This window comes from Curtobacterium herbarum (assembly GCF_016907335.1).
Taxonomy (GTDB): Bacteria; Actinomycetota; Actinomycetes; order Actinomycetales; family Microbacteriaceae; genus Curtobacterium; species Curtobacterium herbarum.
Genome location: NZ_JAFBBT010000001.1, coordinates 1,874,716 through 1,892,160, shown reverse-complemented (window position 1 = coordinate 1,892,160; position 17,445 = coordinate 1,874,716). Strand labels below are relative to the sequence as shown.

20 protein-coding genes are annotated in these 17,445 nt (G+C 72.3%); 18 read left to right on the top strand and 2 right to left on the bottom strand.

Annotation, left to right across the window (positions count from 1 at the left end):
* Positions 1 to 117: 117 nt before the first annotated feature.
* The 18 genes from JOD51_RS09090 (at position 118) to JOD51_RS09005 (ending at position 15,533) form a co-directional block, all read left to right on the top strand.
* The gene (locus JOD51_RS09090) at positions 118 to 1,005 is read left to right on the top strand and encodes a flagellin N-terminal helical domain-containing protein (protein ID WP_204607959.1); all 888 of its coding nucleotides are present in this window, start codon (positions 118 to 120) and stop codon (positions 1,003 to 1,005) included.
* 122 nt (positions 1,006 to 1,127) lie between these two features.
* Entirely contained in the window at positions 1,128 to 2,528 is a 1,401-nt protein-coding gene (fliD, locus tag JOD51_RS09085) for a flagellar filament capping protein FliD (protein WP_204607958.1), read from the top strand.
* 17 nt (positions 2,529 to 2,545) lie between these two features.
* A complete protein-coding gene (gene fliS, locus JOD51_RS09080; RefSeq protein ID WP_204607957.1) occupies positions 2,546 to 3,028 on the top strand; it encodes a flagellar export chaperone FliS in 483 nt (160 codons plus the stop codon).
* Positions 3,018 to 3,365: a hypothetical protein gene (locus JOD51_RS09075; RefSeq protein ID WP_204607956.1), complete on the top strand. Its 348-nt coding sequence runs from the start codon at positions 3,018 to 3,020 to the stop codon at positions 3,363 to 3,365. The genes fliS and JOD51_RS09075 overlap by 11 nt, the downstream gene beginning before the upstream one ends.
* A gap of 159 nt (positions 3,366 to 3,524) precedes the next feature.
* Entirely contained in the window at positions 3,525 to 3,869 is a 345-nt protein-coding gene (locus JOD51_RS09070) for a flagellar basal body protein (RefSeq protein WP_204607955.1), read from the top strand.
* A complete protein-coding gene (locus JOD51_RS09065) occupies positions 3,866 to 4,261 on the top strand; it encodes a flagellar basal body rod protein FlgC (protein ID WP_111044204.1) in 396 nt (131 codons plus the stop codon). The genes JOD51_RS09070 and JOD51_RS09065 overlap by 4 nt, the downstream gene beginning before the upstream one ends.
* Positions 4,261 to 4,593: a flagellar hook-basal body complex protein FliE gene (gene fliE, locus JOD51_RS09060; RefSeq protein WP_204607954.1), complete on the top strand. Its 333-nt coding sequence runs from the start codon at positions 4,261 to 4,263 to the stop codon at positions 4,591 to 4,593. Before JOD51_RS09065 ends, fliE begins: the two co-directional genes overlap by 1 nt.
* Entirely contained in the window at positions 4,593 to 6,269 is a 1,677-nt protein-coding gene (gene fliF, locus JOD51_RS09055; protein ID WP_204607953.1) for a flagellar basal-body MS-ring/collar protein FliF, read from the top strand. Before fliE ends, fliF begins: the two co-directional genes overlap by 1 nt.
* Positions 6,266 to 7,303: a flagellar motor switch protein FliG gene (gene fliG, locus JOD51_RS09050; RefSeq protein WP_204607952.1), complete on the top strand. Its 1,038-nt coding sequence runs from the start codon at positions 6,266 to 6,268 to the stop codon at positions 7,301 to 7,303. The genes fliF and fliG overlap by 4 nt, the downstream gene beginning before the upstream one ends.
* Positions 7,296 to 7,916, top strand: coding sequence for a FliH/SctL family protein (locus JOD51_RS09045; protein ID WP_204607951.1), 621 nt, complete (start codon positions 7,296 to 7,298; stop codon positions 7,914 to 7,916). Before fliG ends, JOD51_RS09045 begins: the two co-directional genes overlap by 8 nt.
* Entirely contained in the window at positions 7,913 to 9,256 is a 1,344-nt protein-coding gene (locus JOD51_RS09040) for a FliI/YscN family ATPase (protein ID WP_204607950.1), read from the top strand. Before JOD51_RS09045 ends, JOD51_RS09040 begins: the two co-directional genes overlap by 4 nt.
* Positions 9,256 to 9,681 (top strand): flagellar FliJ family protein, encoded by a 426-nt coding sequence (locus JOD51_RS09035; RefSeq protein WP_204607949.1) that lies wholly within the window; start codon positions 9,256 to 9,258, stop codon positions 9,679 to 9,681. The genes JOD51_RS09040 and JOD51_RS09035 overlap by 1 nt, the downstream gene beginning before the upstream one ends.
* Positions 9,678 to 10,433, top strand: a complete 756-nt coding sequence (locus JOD51_RS17360) for a C40 family peptidase (RefSeq protein ID WP_204607948.1) — start codon at positions 9,678 to 9,680, stop codon at positions 10,431 to 10,433. Before JOD51_RS09035 ends, JOD51_RS17360 begins: the two co-directional genes overlap by 4 nt.
* On the top strand, positions 10,430 to 11,935 hold the full coding sequence (locus tag JOD51_RS17355) for a flagellar hook-length control protein FliK (RefSeq protein ID WP_204607947.1): 1,506 nt from the start codon (positions 10,430 to 10,432) through the stop codon (positions 11,933 to 11,935). The genes JOD51_RS17360 and JOD51_RS17355 overlap by 4 nt, the downstream gene beginning before the upstream one ends.
* A gap of 28 nt (positions 11,936 to 11,963) precedes the next feature.
* On the top strand, positions 11,964 to 12,404 hold the full coding sequence (locus JOD51_RS09020; protein WP_204607946.1) for a flagellar hook assembly protein FlgD: 441 nt from the start codon (positions 11,964 to 11,966) through the stop codon (positions 12,402 to 12,404).
* Positions 12,405 to 12,448: 44 nt separating this feature from the next.
* Complete coding sequence (locus JOD51_RS09015; protein ID WP_204607945.1) at positions 12,449 to 13,624, top strand: flagellar hook protein FlgE; 1,176 nt, start codon at positions 12,449 to 12,451, stop codon at positions 13,622 to 13,624.
* Positions 13,625 to 13,946: 322 nt separating this feature from the next.
* Complete coding sequence (locus JOD51_RS09010) at positions 13,947 to 14,729, top strand: SDR family NAD(P)-dependent oxidoreductase (protein ID WP_204607944.1); 783 nt, start codon at positions 13,947 to 13,949, stop codon at positions 14,727 to 14,729.
* A gap of 147 nt (positions 14,730 to 14,876) precedes the next feature.
* Positions 14,877 to 15,533 carry a hypothetical protein gene (locus JOD51_RS09005; RefSeq protein ID WP_204607943.1) on the top strand — a complete coding sequence of 219 codons (657 nt, stop codon included), beginning with the start codon at positions 14,877 to 14,879 and terminating at the stop codon, positions 15,531 to 15,533.
* Here JOD51_RS09005 and JOD51_RS09000 read toward each other — a convergent pair.
* Positions 15,530 to 16,645 carry a sensor histidine kinase gene (locus JOD51_RS09000; RefSeq protein WP_204607942.1) on the bottom strand — a complete coding sequence of 372 codons (1,116 nt, stop codon included), beginning with the start codon at positions 16,643 to 16,645 and terminating at the stop codon, positions 15,530 to 15,532. The two genes, JOD51_RS09005 and JOD51_RS09000, sit on opposite strands and share 4 nt — an antisense overlap.
* Positions 16,642 to 17,340, bottom strand: a complete 699-nt coding sequence (locus tag JOD51_RS08995) for a response regulator transcription factor (protein WP_204607941.1) — start codon at positions 17,338 to 17,340, stop codon at positions 16,642 to 16,644. The genes JOD51_RS09000 and JOD51_RS08995 overlap by 4 nt, the downstream gene beginning before the upstream one ends.
* Positions 17,341 to 17,445 lie beyond the last annotated feature (105 nt).

Genomic DNA, 17,445 nt, shown 5'->3' with positions numbered 1-17,445 from the left:
TCCGACGGCGAAATCGTCGGACGGATCGTCTAACGCCTCCGGCCACACGGCCGAGAGGGACCCCTGTCAGCCCACGGACGGACTGACGATCGGCCCAGTTTCACGGAGGAACACATCATGGGTATGTCCATCAACACCAACCTCTCGGCACTCAACACGTACCGGAACCTCAACGCGACGCAGAACGACCTGTCGAAGTCCCTCGAGAAGCTCTCGAGCGGCCTCCGCATCAACCGTGCTGCCGACGACGCTGCCGGTCTGTCGATCTCCGAGGGTCTGAAGTCCCAGGTCGGTGGCCTCACGGTCGCCGCCCGCAACGCGCAGGACGGCATCTCCGTCGTGCAGACCGCTGAAGGTGGCCTCACCGAGACCCACTCGATCCTCCAGCGCATGCGCGACCTGGCCGTCCAGGCCGGCAACGACTCGAACAACGCCGACTCGCGCACCGCCATCACCACCGAGGTGGGGGAGCTGCAGAAGGAGCTGGGCCGCATCGCGAGCTCGACGAACTTCAACGGCATCAACCTGCTCGACGGCTCGGCGGGAACCGCCAAGGACGGCAAGCTGACCTTCCAGGTCGGTGCGAACGCGGGTGAGTCCTCGCAGATCTCGGTCGACCTCGGCAAGGCGAACGTCAAGGACATCGCCAGCAACCTGACCGTGGCCGGCGGGACCGACGCGGACGGCAACGCCGTCGCCGCGAAGATCAGCTTCGCCAGCAACGCCGACGCCCAGGCGGCGATCACCACGATCGACGCCCAGATCAAGACCGTGTCCGAGGCACGCTCGAGCATCGGTGCTGTCCAGAACCGCTTCGACCACGCCATCAACGTGACGAACGTGGCCAAGGAGAACCTCACCGCGGCGAAGTCCCGCATCACCGACGTCGACATGGCGGAGGAGATGGTCAAGTACACGCGCGACAACATCCTCAGCCAGGCCGGCACGTCGATGCTCGCGCAGGCGAACCAGAGCACGCAGGGCGTCCTGTCGCTGCTCCGCTAGTCGCACCGGTCGCCACCACCGCGGAGCCGTTCGCGTGCTCCCCGGTGGTGGCGTCCACCCCTGCCGACTGACCACGGTCGGTCCACCCGTCCTCCGAGCCGCCGACCACCGGGGAGCCAGCGATGTCCACCACGTCCGCGACGAGCAGCTCGCTCGCGATCGACGGTCTGGTCTCCGGGCTCAAGACCACCGACCTCATCAACTCGCTGATGAGCGTCGAACAGGTCCCGCAGTCGCTGCTCAAGGCGAAGGTCACCACGACCAACTCCTTCATCTCGTCGCTGCAGACCATCAACGGGCTCGTGCAGTCCCTGGCCACCAAGGCCGCGGTCGCCGCGAAGCCCGGCTCGCTCGACCTGTACACGGCGTCGTCGAGCGCCACGAACGTGACCGTCTCGGCGAGTGCGACCGCCACCGCCGGGTCCGTGTCCGTCACGGTCGGGCAGACGGCCGCCGCACAGGTCGGTGTCACCGCCGCGATGTTGTCCTGGGGGGACACCGCGTCGGCGCTGACGTTCACGAAGCCGGACGGCACGAGCACCACGGTCACGCCGGCGTCGGGCTCGCTCGACGACACCGTGACGGCGATCAACGGCTCCGCCGCCGGGGTCACCGCCACGAAGGTCGCCGCGGGGACCGACGCCGACGGCACGAAGCTCTACCGGCTGCAGCTGACGAGCACCACGACGGGCGCCGCGAACGGCTTCACCCTGCACCGGGGCACCGCGGCGGACGTGACCGCCGGGACCGCGACCGACGTGCTGGCCGAGCCCGGCGCGGCGGTGGTGACCCGGGCCTCCGACGCGTCGGTCACCCTGTGGGCCGGCACGGCTGCAGCGCAGACCGTCACGAGCGGGACGAACACGTTCGCCGACCTGCTGCCCGGTGTCAGCGTCACGGTGTCGAAGGCCTCGACCGACCCGACCACCGTCACGGTCGGCCGGGACAGCACGAAGGCGCAGGCCGTGGCGTCCGGGCTCGTCGACGCGCTCAACGCCGTCACGTCGTACTACGCGTCGAACACCGGTGTGACGAGCACGACCAGCCCGACGAACGGGACCACGAGCACCACGGCCGGTGTCCTGCTCGGCGACGCCACCACACGGTCGGCCGTCCAGCGCCTGACGAGTGCGATGTCGACCCCGGTCGACGGGAGGTCGCCGTCGTCGATCGGCATCGTCATCTCGAAGGACGGCGACTTCGACTTCGACGCCGCCGCGTTCCAGAAGGCCCTGGCCGCCGACCCCGCCGGCACGCAGGCGATCATGTCCGGGGTGGCGCAGGCCGTCGCGGACGCCGCCACGGCCGCGAGCGACAAGTACACCGGCTCCATCACGACCGCGATCACGGGCAAGCAGTCCGTGGTCACGGACCTCACCACCCAGATCGACTCGTGGACCGACCGACTGACCATGCGCCGGGCGACGCTGCAGACGCAGTACGCCGCGCTCGAGACCAGCCTCAGCAAACTGCAGTCGCAGTCCAGCTGGCTCGCCGGTCAGCTCTCGTCGCTGTCCCAGTGAGCCGTAGGAGAACCGTCATGAACGCCTTCGACCTCAGCGGGTCCGCCGCCTTCCGGCAGGCCGCGAAGCCCCGCACCGTCACCGACCAGCGCCGCGCCCAGTACACGAACGAGGCGGTGCTGTCGGCGACACCCGCGCAGCTCGTCACGATGCTCTACGACCGGCTGCTGCTCGACCTGCACCGCGCCGAGACCGCCCAGGTCGCCGCCGACTGGGACACTGCCCGCGAGCAGCTCCTGCACGCGCAGGCCATCGTCGGGGAGCTGTCCTCGACGCTGAAGATCGACGTCTGGGACGGCGGCGAGGGACTGCTCGCCGTGTACAACTACGCGTCGACCTCGCTCATCACGGCGAACGTGCACCGGGACGTCCAGGCCACCCGCGACTGCATCCGGATCCTCGACCCGCTCCGCCAGGCGTGGCACGACGCGGCGGCCTCGTTGCCGGCGACCCCGGTCGCTCCGCAGCACACCGCGGGTGGGGCGCTCGGTGTCGCCTGACGCCGAGGCCGTCGCGACCGTCGACGACACCGTGTCCGTCGACGCCGCCGTGTCCATCGACGACACCGCGGCGCACGCCCGCTGGGAGGCGGCCCTCGCCGACCTCGAAACGAGCCTCGGCGACGCGACCACGACCCCCTGGTCCGAGCCGACCGGGCTGGGACCGGTGCCGCGCGAGCTGGTGGGCCGTGCCTCCCGGCTGCTCGCCGCGCAGCGCGACCGGATCGCCGCCGTCGAGGACGCCCGCCGGGTGACGCTCGAGCACCTCGCCGCGCTCCGCGCGGTCGACGGGACGCGCACCCCGCAGGCCGCCGTCTACCTCGACGCGAGCGCGTAGCGGGCGGACCGGCCCCCGTTCGGGGCGAGCGCTAACACCGCTCGGACGCCGCGCCGATAGCCCCTGTCGAGCACGGATCGCTCGACCACCCGGCCACGGATCGGCCACCACCGCCTCGGCGACGTCCCGCTGGACGACGCCCGACGAGGGGACCCATCCGTGTTCGACTCCGTGACGTCGGCCGCGCTGCAGAGCGCACTCGACGGTCTGTCGATGCGCCAGCGCGTCATCGCGAACAACATCGCGAACATCAACACCACGAACTACCACGCCGAGAAGGTGCAGTTCGAGGACGCACTGGCGAAGTCCGTCGTCGAGGGCGACGGCCACACCACGCCGACCGTCGCGCGGAGCCTCGAGCCGACGAACACGAACGGCAACAACGTCGACCTGGACGAGGAGACGCTCTCCAACGTCGACACCGTGCTGCGGTACCAGTTCGCGACGCAGGCGATGAACTCCGAGCTCACCCAGGTCCGTGCGGCGATGCGGACGAACTCGTGACGACCTTCGACGCGATCGGGATCGCGAGCACCGGCATGACCGTGCACCGGAAGTGGCTCGACGCGATCTCGGACAACATCGCCAACGTCAACACCGTCCGCTCGATGGACGACTCCGCGTTCCAGGCCCGCTACGTCGAGGTCCAGGAGGGCAACGGCGTCTCCGGCGCCTACGTCAAGGGCGCCGCGTTCGGCAGCGCCGCCGGCCGCGTGACCTACGACCCGGACAACCCGCTCGCGAACGCCGAAGGGTACGTCCGGATGCCGGACATCGACCTCGGCACGCAGATGGCGGACCTCATCATGGCCCAGCGCGGCTACCAGGCGAACGCCGCCGTGGTCGACCGTGCCAAGACCGCCTACGAGGCGGCACTGCAGATCGGGAAGAACTGATGCCCATCGACGCCGTGAACGGTGTGACCACCAACGCGATGACGAACGCCGTGACCGACGTCACCGGCACCAGCAGCGACCGCGGCTCGTCCGCGGTCTCCGGCAGCGGGGGCGACGGGTTCGCCGCGAGTCTCGGCAACGCCGTCGACGGCCTGCAGCAGCTGCAGAGCGACTCGAAGACCCTGGCGCTGCAGGCCGTCACGGGCAACCTCGACGACATCCACGACGCCACCATCGCGTCCACCCGCGCCCAGGTCACCCTCGAACTCGTCGCCGCCGTCCGCAACAAGGGCGTCGACGCGTTCAACGAGATCATGCGGATGCAGGCCTGATGCCCGCCGGCATCCAGAACGTGCTCGGCCGTCTCGGCGCGTACGTCAAGGGGTTCACGGCCGCGCAGCGGACCATCGCGGTCATCGGCATCGCGGCGCTCGTGCTCGGCGGGATCGCGCTGGCGTCCTGGCTCGGCAAGCCGTCCTACGCGCCGCTGTTCACCGGTCTGGCCGCGGCGGACGCCAGCTCGGTCACCGACCAGCTGACGACCGACGGTGTGCCGTTCCAGCTCACCGACGGCGGCGCGACGATCCTGGTGCCGCAGTCGAAGGTCTACACCGAGCGGCTCAAGGCCGCCTCGAACGGGCTGCCGTCGTCGAACGAGGGCGGCTACTCGCTGCTCGACACCATGGGCGTCACGAGCTCCGAGTTCCAGCAGGACGTCACCTACAAGCGCGCGATCGAGGGCGAGCTCGCCAAGACGATCTCCGCGATGGACGGCGTGCAGACCGCGAGCGTGCAGCTGGCGATCCCGAAGAAGTCGGTCTTCGTGTCCGAGGAGAAGGACCCCACCGCGTCCGTCTTCATCGCCACGAAGAACGGTGCCCAGCTCGACACCGACCAGGTCCAGGCGATCGTGCACCTCACCAGCGCTGCCGTCGAGGGCATGCAGCCGACCGACGTCTCGGTGGTCGACCAGAAGGGCCAGACCCTGTCGGCCGTCGGCACCGGAGCGACCGGGTCCGGCACCGACCAGGCCGCCGACTACGACGCCGCGACGAGCAAGAAGGTCCAGGACCTGCTCGACACCACGCTCGGGGCGGGCAACGCCAGCGTCGTCGTCGCCGCGACCATGAGCGACAACTCCGGCACCCGCACGACCGAGTCCTTCACGACGCCGACGACCGGCCCGGTGGCGCTCAACGAGTCGTCCACGAAGGAGCAGTACGGCGCCGGCGCGAGCGGTGCCGGCACCGGTGCGACCGGTGTGCTCGGCCCGGACAACATCGCCGTCCCGAACGGCACCGCGAAGACGGGCACCGGGACCGGCGACGGTGGGTACGAGAACCAGTCCGCGACGAAGAACAACGCCGTCGACAAGACCACCGAGACCACGCAGATCCCGGCCGGGGCGATGGACCGCCAGACGATCTCGGTCGCGCTGAACGCCAAGGCGAAGTCCGTGCAGGGCGTCAACCTGCAGAGCATCAACGACCTGGTGGCGAACGCCGCCGGTGTCGACGCGACCCGGGGCGACCAGGTCAAGGTCGCGGTGATGGACTTCGACACCAGCGCCGCCGACGACGCCGCGAAGGCGCTCGAGGCGCAGCAGCAGGCCGACCAGCAGGAGGCGCTCTGGTCGGCGATCCGCACCGCCGGCATCGTCGTCGGGATCGTCCTGGCCCTCATCGCCCTGATGGTCTTCCTGGCCCGCCGTGGTCGCCGCCAGCAGCGCGAACAGGTCGACATCGGCGAGCTCGACGCGTTCGGCGAGGGGTTCCCGCTGCCCCTCGCCGTGGAGCCGGCCGACGTCCGCACCGGGCTCGACGCCGGCGACGCCCCGACCGTCGCGCTCCAGGCGCTGCCGCACGACGACGCCCCGACCGAGGTGCTGACGACCGACGAGATCACCGCGGAACGCCGCCGCCAGGACATCGCGGCCCTCGCCGAGCGTGACCCGAAGCGGACCGCCGAGCTCCTCCGCGGGCTGCTCGACGACCGGGCCTCGGTGTGAGCGCCGTCGTCCCCGCGCCCGGCACCGACCGACCGCTGACCGGGGCGCAGAAGGTCGCGCTCATCCTCATGCAGATGGACACCGAGCGTGCCGCCGAGGTGATGAAGCAGTTCACCGAGCTGGAGGCCGAGGAGATCTCGCAGGAGATCGTTCGGATGCGCCGCGTCGACGACGAGGTCGTGGACCGCACGCTCGGCGAGTTCCACCGCCTGACCCGCACCGGTCGCACCAGCCGTCGCGGCGGCAAGGAGACCGCGCTCGGCCTGCTCGAGGCGTCCTTCGGCGCCGAGCGCGCCGCCGGCGTGATGGACCGGCTCGCGTCCAACCTGGCCGGCCAGTCGTTCGAGTTCCTCGACGACGCCGAGCCCGGGCAGGTCATCGCCCTGCTCGAGGGCGAGCTGCCGCAGACCATCGCACTCGTCCTGGCGCACCTGCAGCCCGCCCAGGCGAGCGCCGTGCTCGCCGGCGTCGACGAGCGCGTCCGCACCGACGTCGCGCAGGCCTTCGCCACCATGGGCACCGCGACACCCGAGTCGGTCGGCATCGTCGCCGGCGTCCTGCGCTCGCGCGCCGGGGCCGTCGTCTCGCCGCGCGAGAGCGTCGAGGTCGTCGGCGGCATCGCGCCGCTGGTCGAGATCATCAACCGCTCGGACGTCGCCACCGAGAAGGCCGTGCTGGACGGTCTGGAGGCCCGTGACCCGGAACTCGCCGAGGACATCCGTTCGCGGATGCTCACCTTCGAGGACATCGTGAAGCTCGAGTCGCGCGACATCCAGCAGGTGCTCCGCGGCATCGACTCGAAGATCCTGGCCACCGCCATGAAGGGTGCGTCCACGCCGGTCGTCGAGACGATCCGCGCGAACGTGTCCGAGCGCAACCGCGAGCTGCTCGACGACGAACTGCAGTCGATGGGCCCGGTCCGGGTATCGCAGGTCGAGGAGGCCCGCGCCGAGGTCGTCCGCTCCGTCCGCGAGCTCGAGGCCCAGGGCGTCATCACCGTCCACCGCGCCGAGGAGGACGAGCTCGTTGACTGACCACTTCGCCCCGGTCGCCTTCCCGGTGATCACCGACGCCGCCCTGGCACGCCGAGCCGCCAGCGCCGACGTCCGCGGTCACGCCGCCGGGTACGCCGCCGGACTCCGCGCCGCCCAGGTCGAGACCGAAGCCGTGCGCGCCCGGATGGACGCCGAGCACGCCGCTCGGCTCGCCGACCTCGAGGCGCTCGTCGTCGACCGGCTCGCCGTCCTCGAGCGGACCGCCGCGGCGCTGCGGGACCGGGTCGCGCCGGTGCTCGCCGCCGCGGAGGAGTCGGTCACCAGCGCGGCCGTCGACCTGGCCGAGGCCGTCGTCGGGTACGCGGTGCGGGCCTCCCGGACCGACCCCACCGTCGTCGGCGGGCCGTCGGTCGCCGCCGAGGCGACACTCCGCCGCGCGCTCGACGTCGCCGCCGCACCCGTCGTGACCGCGGTCCGGCTGAGCCCGGCCGACGCCGCCGCGATCGCCGACCTGACCGTGCCGGTGCCCGTCGTCGCCGACCCGACCCTGCGCGACGGTGACGCCGTCGTCGACCTGCCGGACGGGCTGCTCGACGCCCGGATCGACGCCGCACTCGCCCGCGCCCGTGCCGCACTCGGCGGTGCCCGGTGACGGCCGCGACGCTGCTGCGTCCGCGCGGCCTCGACGACGCCCTCCGCGCCGCCCGGCCACAGCGGGTGGGGACCGTGACGAGCGCCGTCGGCCTCGGCCTGACCGTCGCCGGGCTCGACGCCCACGTCGGCGAGGTCCTCACCGTCGGTGCCGACGAGACCCCGCAGACCGCCGTCGAGGTCGTCGCCACCGACGCCTCCGGTGTCCGCTGCATGCCGCTCGGCCGACTCACCGGCATCACCGCCGGCACCCCCGTGCGCTCGACCGGGCGACCGGTGCTCGTACCGACCGGCACCGGTCTGTTCGGCCGGGTGCTCGACGGACTCGGGCGGCCGATCGACGACCGCGGCCCCCTCGACGCCGATGCCTGGGTGCCGCTCGACCACGACACCCCGAACGCGATGGCCCGCACCCGCATCGACACCCCGGTGCAGCTCGGCGTCCGCGTGCTCGACACTTTGACCACCGTCGGCCGCGGGCAGCGCATGGGCCTGTTCGCGGGCTCCGGCGTCGGCAAGTCCTCGCTGCTGTCGATGATCGCGCGGGGGAGCGACGCCGCCGTCACCGTCATCGCCCTGGTCGGCGAGCGTGGCCGCGAGGTCCGGGAGTTCCTGGAGGACGACCTGGGCGCCGATGGCCTGGCCCGCTCGATCGTGGTCGTGTCGACGTCCGACGAGCCCGCCCTGATGCGCCTGCGCGCCGCGTTCGTGGCGACCCGGATCGCCGAGTCGTTCCGCGACGCCGGGCAGGACGTCGTGCTCATGATGGACTCGCTCACCCGCGTCGCGATGGCGCAGCGCGAGATCGGCCTGTCCGTCGGCGAAGCGCCGGCCACCCGGGGCTACCCGCCATCGACGTTCTCGGTGCTCGCCGGGCTGCTCGAGCGCGCCGGCACCGACCGGGTCGGCAGCGTCACCGGGATCTACACGGTCCTGGTCGACGGCGACGACCACAACGAGCCGATCGCCGACGCCGCCCGCAGCATCCTGGACGGGCACGTGGTCCTCGACCGGAAGCTCGCCGTCACCGGACACTTCCCGTCCGTCGACGCCCTCGGGTCGATCTCCCGCGTCGCCTCGAAGGTCACGACCCCCGAGCAGCGTGCGACCGCGACCGCGCTCCGGAAGGTGATGGCCGCACGACGTGCCGCCCAGGACCTGCTCGACGTCGGTGCGTACCAGCGCGGCACGAACCCGCTCGTCGACGCGGCCGTCGACCACCAGGACGCCATCGACGGGTTCCTCCGGCAGGGCATGGCCGAGCAGGTCACCGCCGCCGGCTCGTGGGAGCGCCTGGCCGGGCTCGTCCGCACCCTCGGTGTCGGCGGAGGGCTCGTCTGATGGCCCGCCGCTTCCCGCTCGCCGGACTCCTGCGCCTGCGGCACGCCGAGCAGGACCGGGCAACCGCGACCCTGGCGGACGCCAACGGCCGGGTCCGCGACGCCGCCGACGCCCGGATGGCAGCCCGCCGCACCCTGGACGACCAACCGTCGACGATCACCGACGCCGCGACGCTCAGCGCCGTCGCCGCGGCCCGGGCAGCGACGCGGGGGATGCTCGAGGAGCTCGACGCCGTCGTCCGGTCGCGCCGCGCCGACGCCGACCGAGCGCAGGAGACCTACAACGCCGCACGCCGCTCGGCACTCGGGCTGGAGAAGCTCGAGGGCCAGCACACCACGCGGGTCACCGCCGAGGACCTGCGTGCCGAGCAGAACGCGCTCGACGAGATCGCGGCCCGTCGCCGCACCGAGGGGGGACACCGATGAGCATCGACGCCGTGCTGTCGCGGATCAGCGAGATCCGCAGCCAGATCGAGACGCTGCAGGGCAGCACCGCCGGGACCGCCGCCGGCTCCGCCGCTGCGTCGTCGGCCGCCGCGTCCACCTTCGCCGACGCACTCGCGACCGAGAACGGGGCCTGGTCGGGCCTCGGAGCGGCGGCCACGTCCGCCGGGACCACCGGTACCGGACCGAGCGCCGCCGCACCCGCCACCTCCGTCGACGCCGGGCGCGGCACCCTGGCCACCGGCAGCGGTGCGACCGGGGACGCCGTCGTCGCCGCGGCGAAGAAGTACCTGGGCGTGCCGTACGTGTTCGGCGGCGAGACCCGCGCCGGCATGGACTGCTCGGGCCTGGTGCAGACCGTGTTCAAGGACCTCGGCGTCACGATGCCCCGTGTCGTGCCGGACCAGGCCGACATGGGCGTCGCGGTGCCGTCGCTCGCGCAGGCGCAGCCCGGCGACCTCATCGTCCCCAGGGGCGAGGGCCACATCGTCATCTACGTCGGCGACGGCAAGGTCTTGCACGCCCCGCGCCCCGGCAAGGACGTCCGGATCGTGGACAACTGGTACAAGGACTCCGACATCGCCACGATCCGCCGCATCGTGCCCTCCGGCCAGGAGGCTGCGGCCACCTCCGCCGCGCAGGTCGCCCGCTCGGTCGGTGCGCCGAGCGCCCCGAAGGCCACCGATGTGCAGATGGCCGCGCTGCAGTCGCTGTTCGCCGGGAGTGCCGCATGAGCGCCCTCGCGACGGGTTCGCTGATGCCGTCGGTGCCGGCCGTGGTGCGGCCGCGTGCATCGGGGGAGCGATCCGGTGTGGGCGAGGCCCGGTCGGGCGCCGCGTTCGGAGCCGCGTTGACCGCGGTGTCCGGGTCTGGCCAGCGCGACCGGGGACGACCGGAACCGACGCGGGACACGAGCGCCTCGGATGCTGCGCCGACGGCGAGCCCGACGGCGAGCGCGGCCGGACTCGTCGCGCCGACGCCCGGGACCCGGGGTGCCGCCGCGACCGGTACCACCACGAACGACGCCGTCCCGAGCGACGCCGCCACGATGGAGGCCGTCGCCGCCGAGTCCGCCCCGACCGTGCTCACACCGGGCACCACCGCCGCCACACGCACGGGCACGGGCACGGCCGGAGCCGTCGTCGAGCAGGACCCGGCAGCGGGGACGGTCACCACGCTCGTGACCACCGCCACGACCGGTGACGACGCGGGCGCGGAGACGCCGGGGCCCAGCGTCGACGCCGCGACCGGCACACCGACACCGGTCCTGCCGACCCCGGTCCTCCCGAGCCCCGTGTCGCTCGTCGCCGCCGCTATGGGCACGGCCCCGGCGGCCCCGGTCGCGACATCGTCGTCGGCTCACGACACGGCGTCCACCGCCCCGGCTGCGGGCATCGTCGGGACTCCGGCGTTGGTACCGGCCGGGTCAGCACTCGCGTCCAGTGCCGCCACCCAGCCCACCGCTCCCGCCGGACAGTCGACCGCAGCAGCAGCGGTGGCTGCGCCAGCGGCTACGACCCCGGCAGCGCCCGACCAGCACGCAGCCACCCGGCACGCAGCCGCCGCGCTCCCGGGCGCGCAGGCGGCCGTCGCCGCGCCGGCGACGGCCGCCACCCCGGTCGCCACCCCGGCCGGCCACCCCGCGACCGCAGCCGGTGCGGACCAGGGCGCGGCGAGCCTCCCGGCCGGTACCGCCGCGACCGATGCGCCCTCCCTGCTGGCGGTCCCCGCGACCACCACTGCCGTGAGCGGCGCGCTTACCGCAACGCCGTCCGCGCCGGCCGCGCCCGCCTCCGCACCGCAGCCGCTAGCGCAGCAGCTCGGGCGTCCGCTGTTCACCCTCGCGCACGCCGGCCCCGGCGAGCACGTCCTGACCGTGCAGCTCACACCGGAGGCCCTCGGCCCCGTCACCGTCCGCGCCCACGTCACCGGACACGGCATGCACGTGGAGCTGTTCGCCGCCTCCGACGCGGGGCGCGACGCGGTGCGGCAGATCCTGCCGGACCTCCGCCGCGACTCCGGTGGGAGCACCACGCTCGACCTGTCGGCGCAGAACCACCCGGCGGACGCCGGCACCGACGGCCAGGGCCGTGCCGGCGCCGACACCGCCGGGCGCGAGGGGACCGGTCGCGAGCCCGACCACCCCGCCAGCCGGGAGGCCCGCACCGGCACCGCCCCGGCCCTCCCGTCCGCCCCGACCACCGTCCGCACCGCGGGACTCGACGTCCTCGCCTGACCGGCCACCACGACAAGGAACGAGAACCATGCCACTCGACGGGATCACCGGCTCCGTGGACACCGCCACGGCCGCCGCCGCAGTCGCCGCCAACCCGACCTCGTCGCGGTCGCAGACGATGGACTCCGAGGTCTTCATGAAGCTCCTCGTGACGCAGCTGCGCAACCAGGACCCGTCGTCGCCGATGGACACGAACCAGATGATCAGCCAGCAGACGCAGCTCGCGATGATGGAACAGATCACCAACCAGACCACGACGGCCAACGAGGACTTCTCGCTGCAGATGCGCATGGCCGCCGCGAACCTCGTCGGGAAGCAGGTCAGCTACACCGACGCCGCCTCCGGCGCGGCCGTCACGGGGACCGCCACCGCGGTGTCCTACGCGAAGAGCGTGCCGACCGTGACCGTGAACGGGAAGGAGGTCGATCTCGACGTGATCTCCGGTATCACCACCGCCTCCGGTTCCTGACCCACCCTCTTCCCACACACTCCTCGTCCACGAAGGGACGCACCATGCTCCGCTCGCTCTACTCCGGGATCTCCGGCCTCCGCTCCCACCAGGAGATGCTCGACGTCACCGGCAACAACATCGCCAACGTCAACACCGTCGGCTTCAAGTCCTCGACCACGGTCTTCCAGGACACCCTGTCGCAGATGACCCAGGGTGCCGGCGGCCCCCAGACCGGCATCGGCGGCACCAACCCGGCGCAGATCGGCCTCGGCGTGCAGGTCGCCGGCGTCTCCACCAACTTCGCCCAGGGCTCCGCGCAGGCCACCGGCAAGGCGACCGACCTGATGATCTCCGGCGACGGCTTCTTCGTCACCCGCCTGGGCAACGACACCGTGTACAGCCGCGCCGGTGCGTTCGACTTCGACGCCGACGGCCGCCTGGTCACCGCCGACGGCAAGATCGTGCAGGGCTACTCGGCCACCGACGGCGTCGTCGACGACGGCGGGCAGATGAGCGACATCACCCTGCCCCTGCAGGCCGCTGCCCCGGCCACCGCGACCAGCACCGCCGGCGTCACCGGCAACCTGCCGTCCGACACGAAGACCGGCGACGTCCTCAACCGCGACGCCACCGTCTACGACCAGTCCGGCACCAAGCACACCCTGTCGCTCGCCTACACGAAGACCGCCACCGGCTGGAGCGTCGCCGCGTCGAACGGGCAGGGCGCCTCGGCCACCGGCACCGTGACCTTCGGCGCCGACGGCAAGATCACCCGCGGGGCCACCCTGCAGGTCGGCGGCGTCGCGGTCGACATGACCCAGCTGACCGGGTTCGCCGCACTGAACACCGCGTCGATCTCGTCGCAGAACGGGCACGAGGCCGGGTCGCTGAAGAGCTACTCGATCGCGAAGGACGGCACCGTGATGGGCACGTTCTCGAACGGCACCTCGCTCGCCGTCGGCCGGATCGCCCTCGCCACCTTCGCCAACCCGGCGGGCCTCGAGAAGACCGGCGCGTCGGGCTACCGCGCGACCGCGAACTCCGGCGCCGCCACCGTCGGCGTCCCCGGATCGGCGGGCGTCGGCTCGCTGGCCGCCGGCACGCTCGAGATGTCGAACGTGGACCTGTCGCAGGAGTTCACCAACCTGATCGTCGCGCAGCGCGGCTTCCAGGCGAACGCTCGCATCATCACCACCTCGGACGAAGTGCTGCAGGAGCTGACGAACCTGAAGCGCTGATGACCGTCGAGGGCCCCCGGTCCTGCCGGCCTCCGGGCAGGGGAGCGGGGGTCCTCGTCGTCCGTCGTCCGCTGCCGGTCGCGGCGGCTCCGGCGTCGGCTGCTCGATCACTCAGGGCATGCCCTGGCGATCATCAGTTCCAGCGCCCTCGTCAGCGGACGGAACCGCCTACTGTTCTGCGTGTCAGACGATCGTCTGACGGAGCTGCCGGTACCTCGTGCAGCGTCGCCCGCGCTGGCCACCACCCGTTCCTGACCACCGGCGACGTCGTGGACGTCCGCATCGAGGGCCCGGGACGTCGACGCCAGGAAACGAGGCAGGCATGAACGACGAACCGCTCTCCACCGATGGGCAAGCAGCCGGTCACGCCGGGCTCCGCGCGATCGTCACCGGCGGCGCGTCCGGGATCGGCGCCGCGGTCACCCGTGCGCTGCTCACCCGCGGCGCAACCGTGTCGGTGCTCGACATCGACACCACCGGAACGCCGACGGGTGCGTTCCCGTTGGTCTGCGACATCAGCGACGACAGCGCCGTCGCGACAGCCGTCACCGAGGCCGTGGCCGCGATGGGCGGGCTCGACGTCGTCGTCAACAACGCCGGCATCGGCGCGCAGGGCACGGTCGAGACCAACGACGACGCGGAGTGGCACCGCCTCTTCGACGTCAACGTCGTCGGAGCGGTGCGGGTCAGCCGTCACACGCTCCCCTTCCTCCGCGCATCGAGTGCCGCGTCGATCGTCAACACCTGCTCGATCGCCGCCACCACGGGACTGCCCGACCGGGCGCTCTACAGCGCCACGAAGGGCGCGATCCGCGCACTCACCCGAGCGATGGCAGCCGACCACCTCCGCGAAGGGATCCGGGTCAACTGCATCAGCCCGGGAACCGCAGACACACCGTGGGTCCAGCGACTCCTCGACTCCGCAGCGGACCCAGCCGCGGAACGGGCCGCTCTCGCCGACCGGCAACCCCATGGTCGACTCGTCGCCCCGGCGGAGATCGCCGAAGCCGTCCTCTTCCTCACCAGCCGAGACGCCGGCTCGACGACCGGCGCCGACGTCGTCGTCGATGGCGGCCTCCAGACTCTGCGCCTCCGCCCCCGCTGACCCACGCGCCCCGACTGACCCACGCGCACCGACGAGCGCCCGGTCCGGAGGTGCCGGACCACCGGTGCGCGGGCCGCGTCCCCGACCTCTAAGCTCGGATGGGTACTCGCCGGTGCACGGGGCGCACGGCGGAACCAGGGGGAACACATGTCGATCACGTCCAGGATCACCACCGCGGGCGCAGCCACGGTCATCGCCGTCATCGCGCTGGCCGGTTGCGCCGGCCCCGGCAGCACCACGCCGGCGAGCGAGCGGCCCACGTCGACGGCATCGTCAGCAGCAGCAGCAGCAGCAGCGACGCCGACGCCGACGCCGACCGCTGAGGCGGCGATGCCGACCGACCTGACCTTCGAGGACGGCGCCGCGCTCTCCACGACCAAGCTGCCGGCGTTCAGCCTCGAGGTCTCCGCACTCGGCGACTGGAAGCAGACCGGTGAGGACCCCGCCTCGGGGACGCGTGAGTACACGAAGTCCGACGGCTCCGTCGCGACGATCACGCAGCAGCGCATCACCGACCTGGACCCGTCGATCGGGGACCGTGCAGCCACCGAGCAGCTGTTCACGGCGTCCGGGCTGCCGGCCGCACAGCTCGAGGAACAGCTCCTGCCGACCATGACCGACGGCACCGCGCAGTTCCTGTCGATCGCCGGCCACAACTCGGACGGCTCCTGGTCGGCGACGGTGGCCCGCGCGTTCGCGAAGCCCGGAGCGGCGCTCATCGTGAAGGTGCAGACGTCCTCGCAGGAGGCGCTGCGTCCCGACCTGCACGAGATCCTCGTCCACGCGCAGGTCGTCATCGTCTAGTCGACGGCGTTCCGCTGGTCGCCGGCGCCGAAGGTCACGGCGACCAGCAACCCGCCGCCGTCCCTCGGCGTCAGCTCGAGCGTCGCCCCGTGCGCGGTCGCGACCTTCTGCACGAGGGCCAGGCCGAGTCCGAAGCCGCTGCCGTCACTGCGCGCACGGTCCAGTCGGCGGAACGGTTCGGTCAGCGTCGCGGCCTCGGCGGACGTGATCGCCCGACCGTCGTTCGCCACGGTCAGCCGGACGCGGGGCTGCGCGGTGACGGCGATGTCGATCGCGCCGCCCGGGACGTTGTGCACGACGGCGTTCCGGACGAGGTTCACGACCAGCTGGCGGAGCAGGACCGGCTCCCCGGTCACGACCACGTCGTCCAGGCGCACCGTCACCCGGAGACGGCGGGCGACGAGCTCGGCGTCCACCGTGTGCAGGGCGGACGCGACCTCGTTCCGCAGCGCGACCGGCCGAGCTGCCAGGTCCGAGTCACCGCGGGCGAGCTCCAGGAGCGCAGCGGTGATCGAGGTCATCTGGTCCACCGTCGTGTGGAGCCGGTCGAGGGTCCGTGCCGTCTCGGGCGGGTGCTCCGTCCGGAGTGCGACCTGCAGCATCGTCTTCATGCTCGCCAGCGGGGTGCGGAGTTCGTGGGACGCGTTCGCGGTGAACCGGGACCGGCTGGTGAAGGACGCCTCGAGTCGGTCGAGCATCGCGTTCACCGTGTCGGCCACGTCACGGATCTCGTCGTGGGGTCCGTCGACCGCGATGCGCGCGTCGAGGTTCCGGTCGTCGAGCCGTTCAGCGGTCGCGGCGATCTGCCGGAGCGGCTGCAGCAGTCGTCCGGCCACGAACCAGCTCACGATGCCGCCGATGCCGCCGATGACGACCAGGGCCGGCAGGGACACGATGAGGAACAGCCGCAGGACGTCGTCGCGACCGTTGATCGTGTAGAGGTCGTGGGTCGTGCCGTAGGGGAACGGACCGGCGGTGAACGCGTACCCGGGCACGATCGCCAGCACCGCGAACACCGTCGCGAGCATCGCCCCGCCGGTGAGCAGGATGAGCGCCGTGTAGGTGAGCGTCAGACGGAGGCGGATCGTCAGCCGTCGCGGCTGCCCGGTCACGATCGCTCCTCGGTGTCGTCCGTAGCCTCGGCGCCCTCGGGCGCGATCGCGTACCCGACCCCGGGCGTGGTGCGGATCGGGTCCGGGTCCCCGAGCCGTCGCCGGAGGCCCGAGATCGTGACCCGGATGGCGTTCGTGAACGGGTTGGCGTTCTCGTCCCACGCCTGCTCGAGCAGTTCCTCGGCGCTGACGACACCACCCTCGGCACGCAGCAGGACCTCGAGCACCGCGAACTCCTTCCGCGGCAGCCGCAGGTACCGGTCGTCCCGGTAGGCCTCGCGCCGGAACGGGTCCAGGCGGATCCCGGCCCGTTCGAGCACCGGGGGCAGGCGTCGTCGGCTGCGTCGGTTGAGGGCACGGAGGCGCGCGACGAGTTCCTCCAGGTCGAACGGCTTGCCGAGGTAGTCGTCGGCCCCGAGCCGCAGGCCGTCCACCCGGTCGCCCAGCGTCGTCGCCGCGGTGAGCATCAGCACGGTCGGGCCGTCCTCGGAGGCGACGATCCGGGCACAGACCTCGTCACCGTGCATACCGGGCAGGTCTCGGTCCAGCACGACGACGTCGTACCGGTTGACCGCCAGGCGTTCCAGGGCGTCGAGACCGTTCCCGACGACGTCGGCGGAGACCGCCTCGAGCCGGAGGCCCGCCTGGATGGCGTCCGCGAGGAACGGTTCGTCCTCGACCACGAGTACGCGCACCGTGCTCCTCCCGCCGCAGTGCAGGGGGCACGACGGCATGGTCATCAGAACACACCCGGTGTAACGACGCCGTAAGGAGGAACCCCGACGCTGCCGCAACGGCCG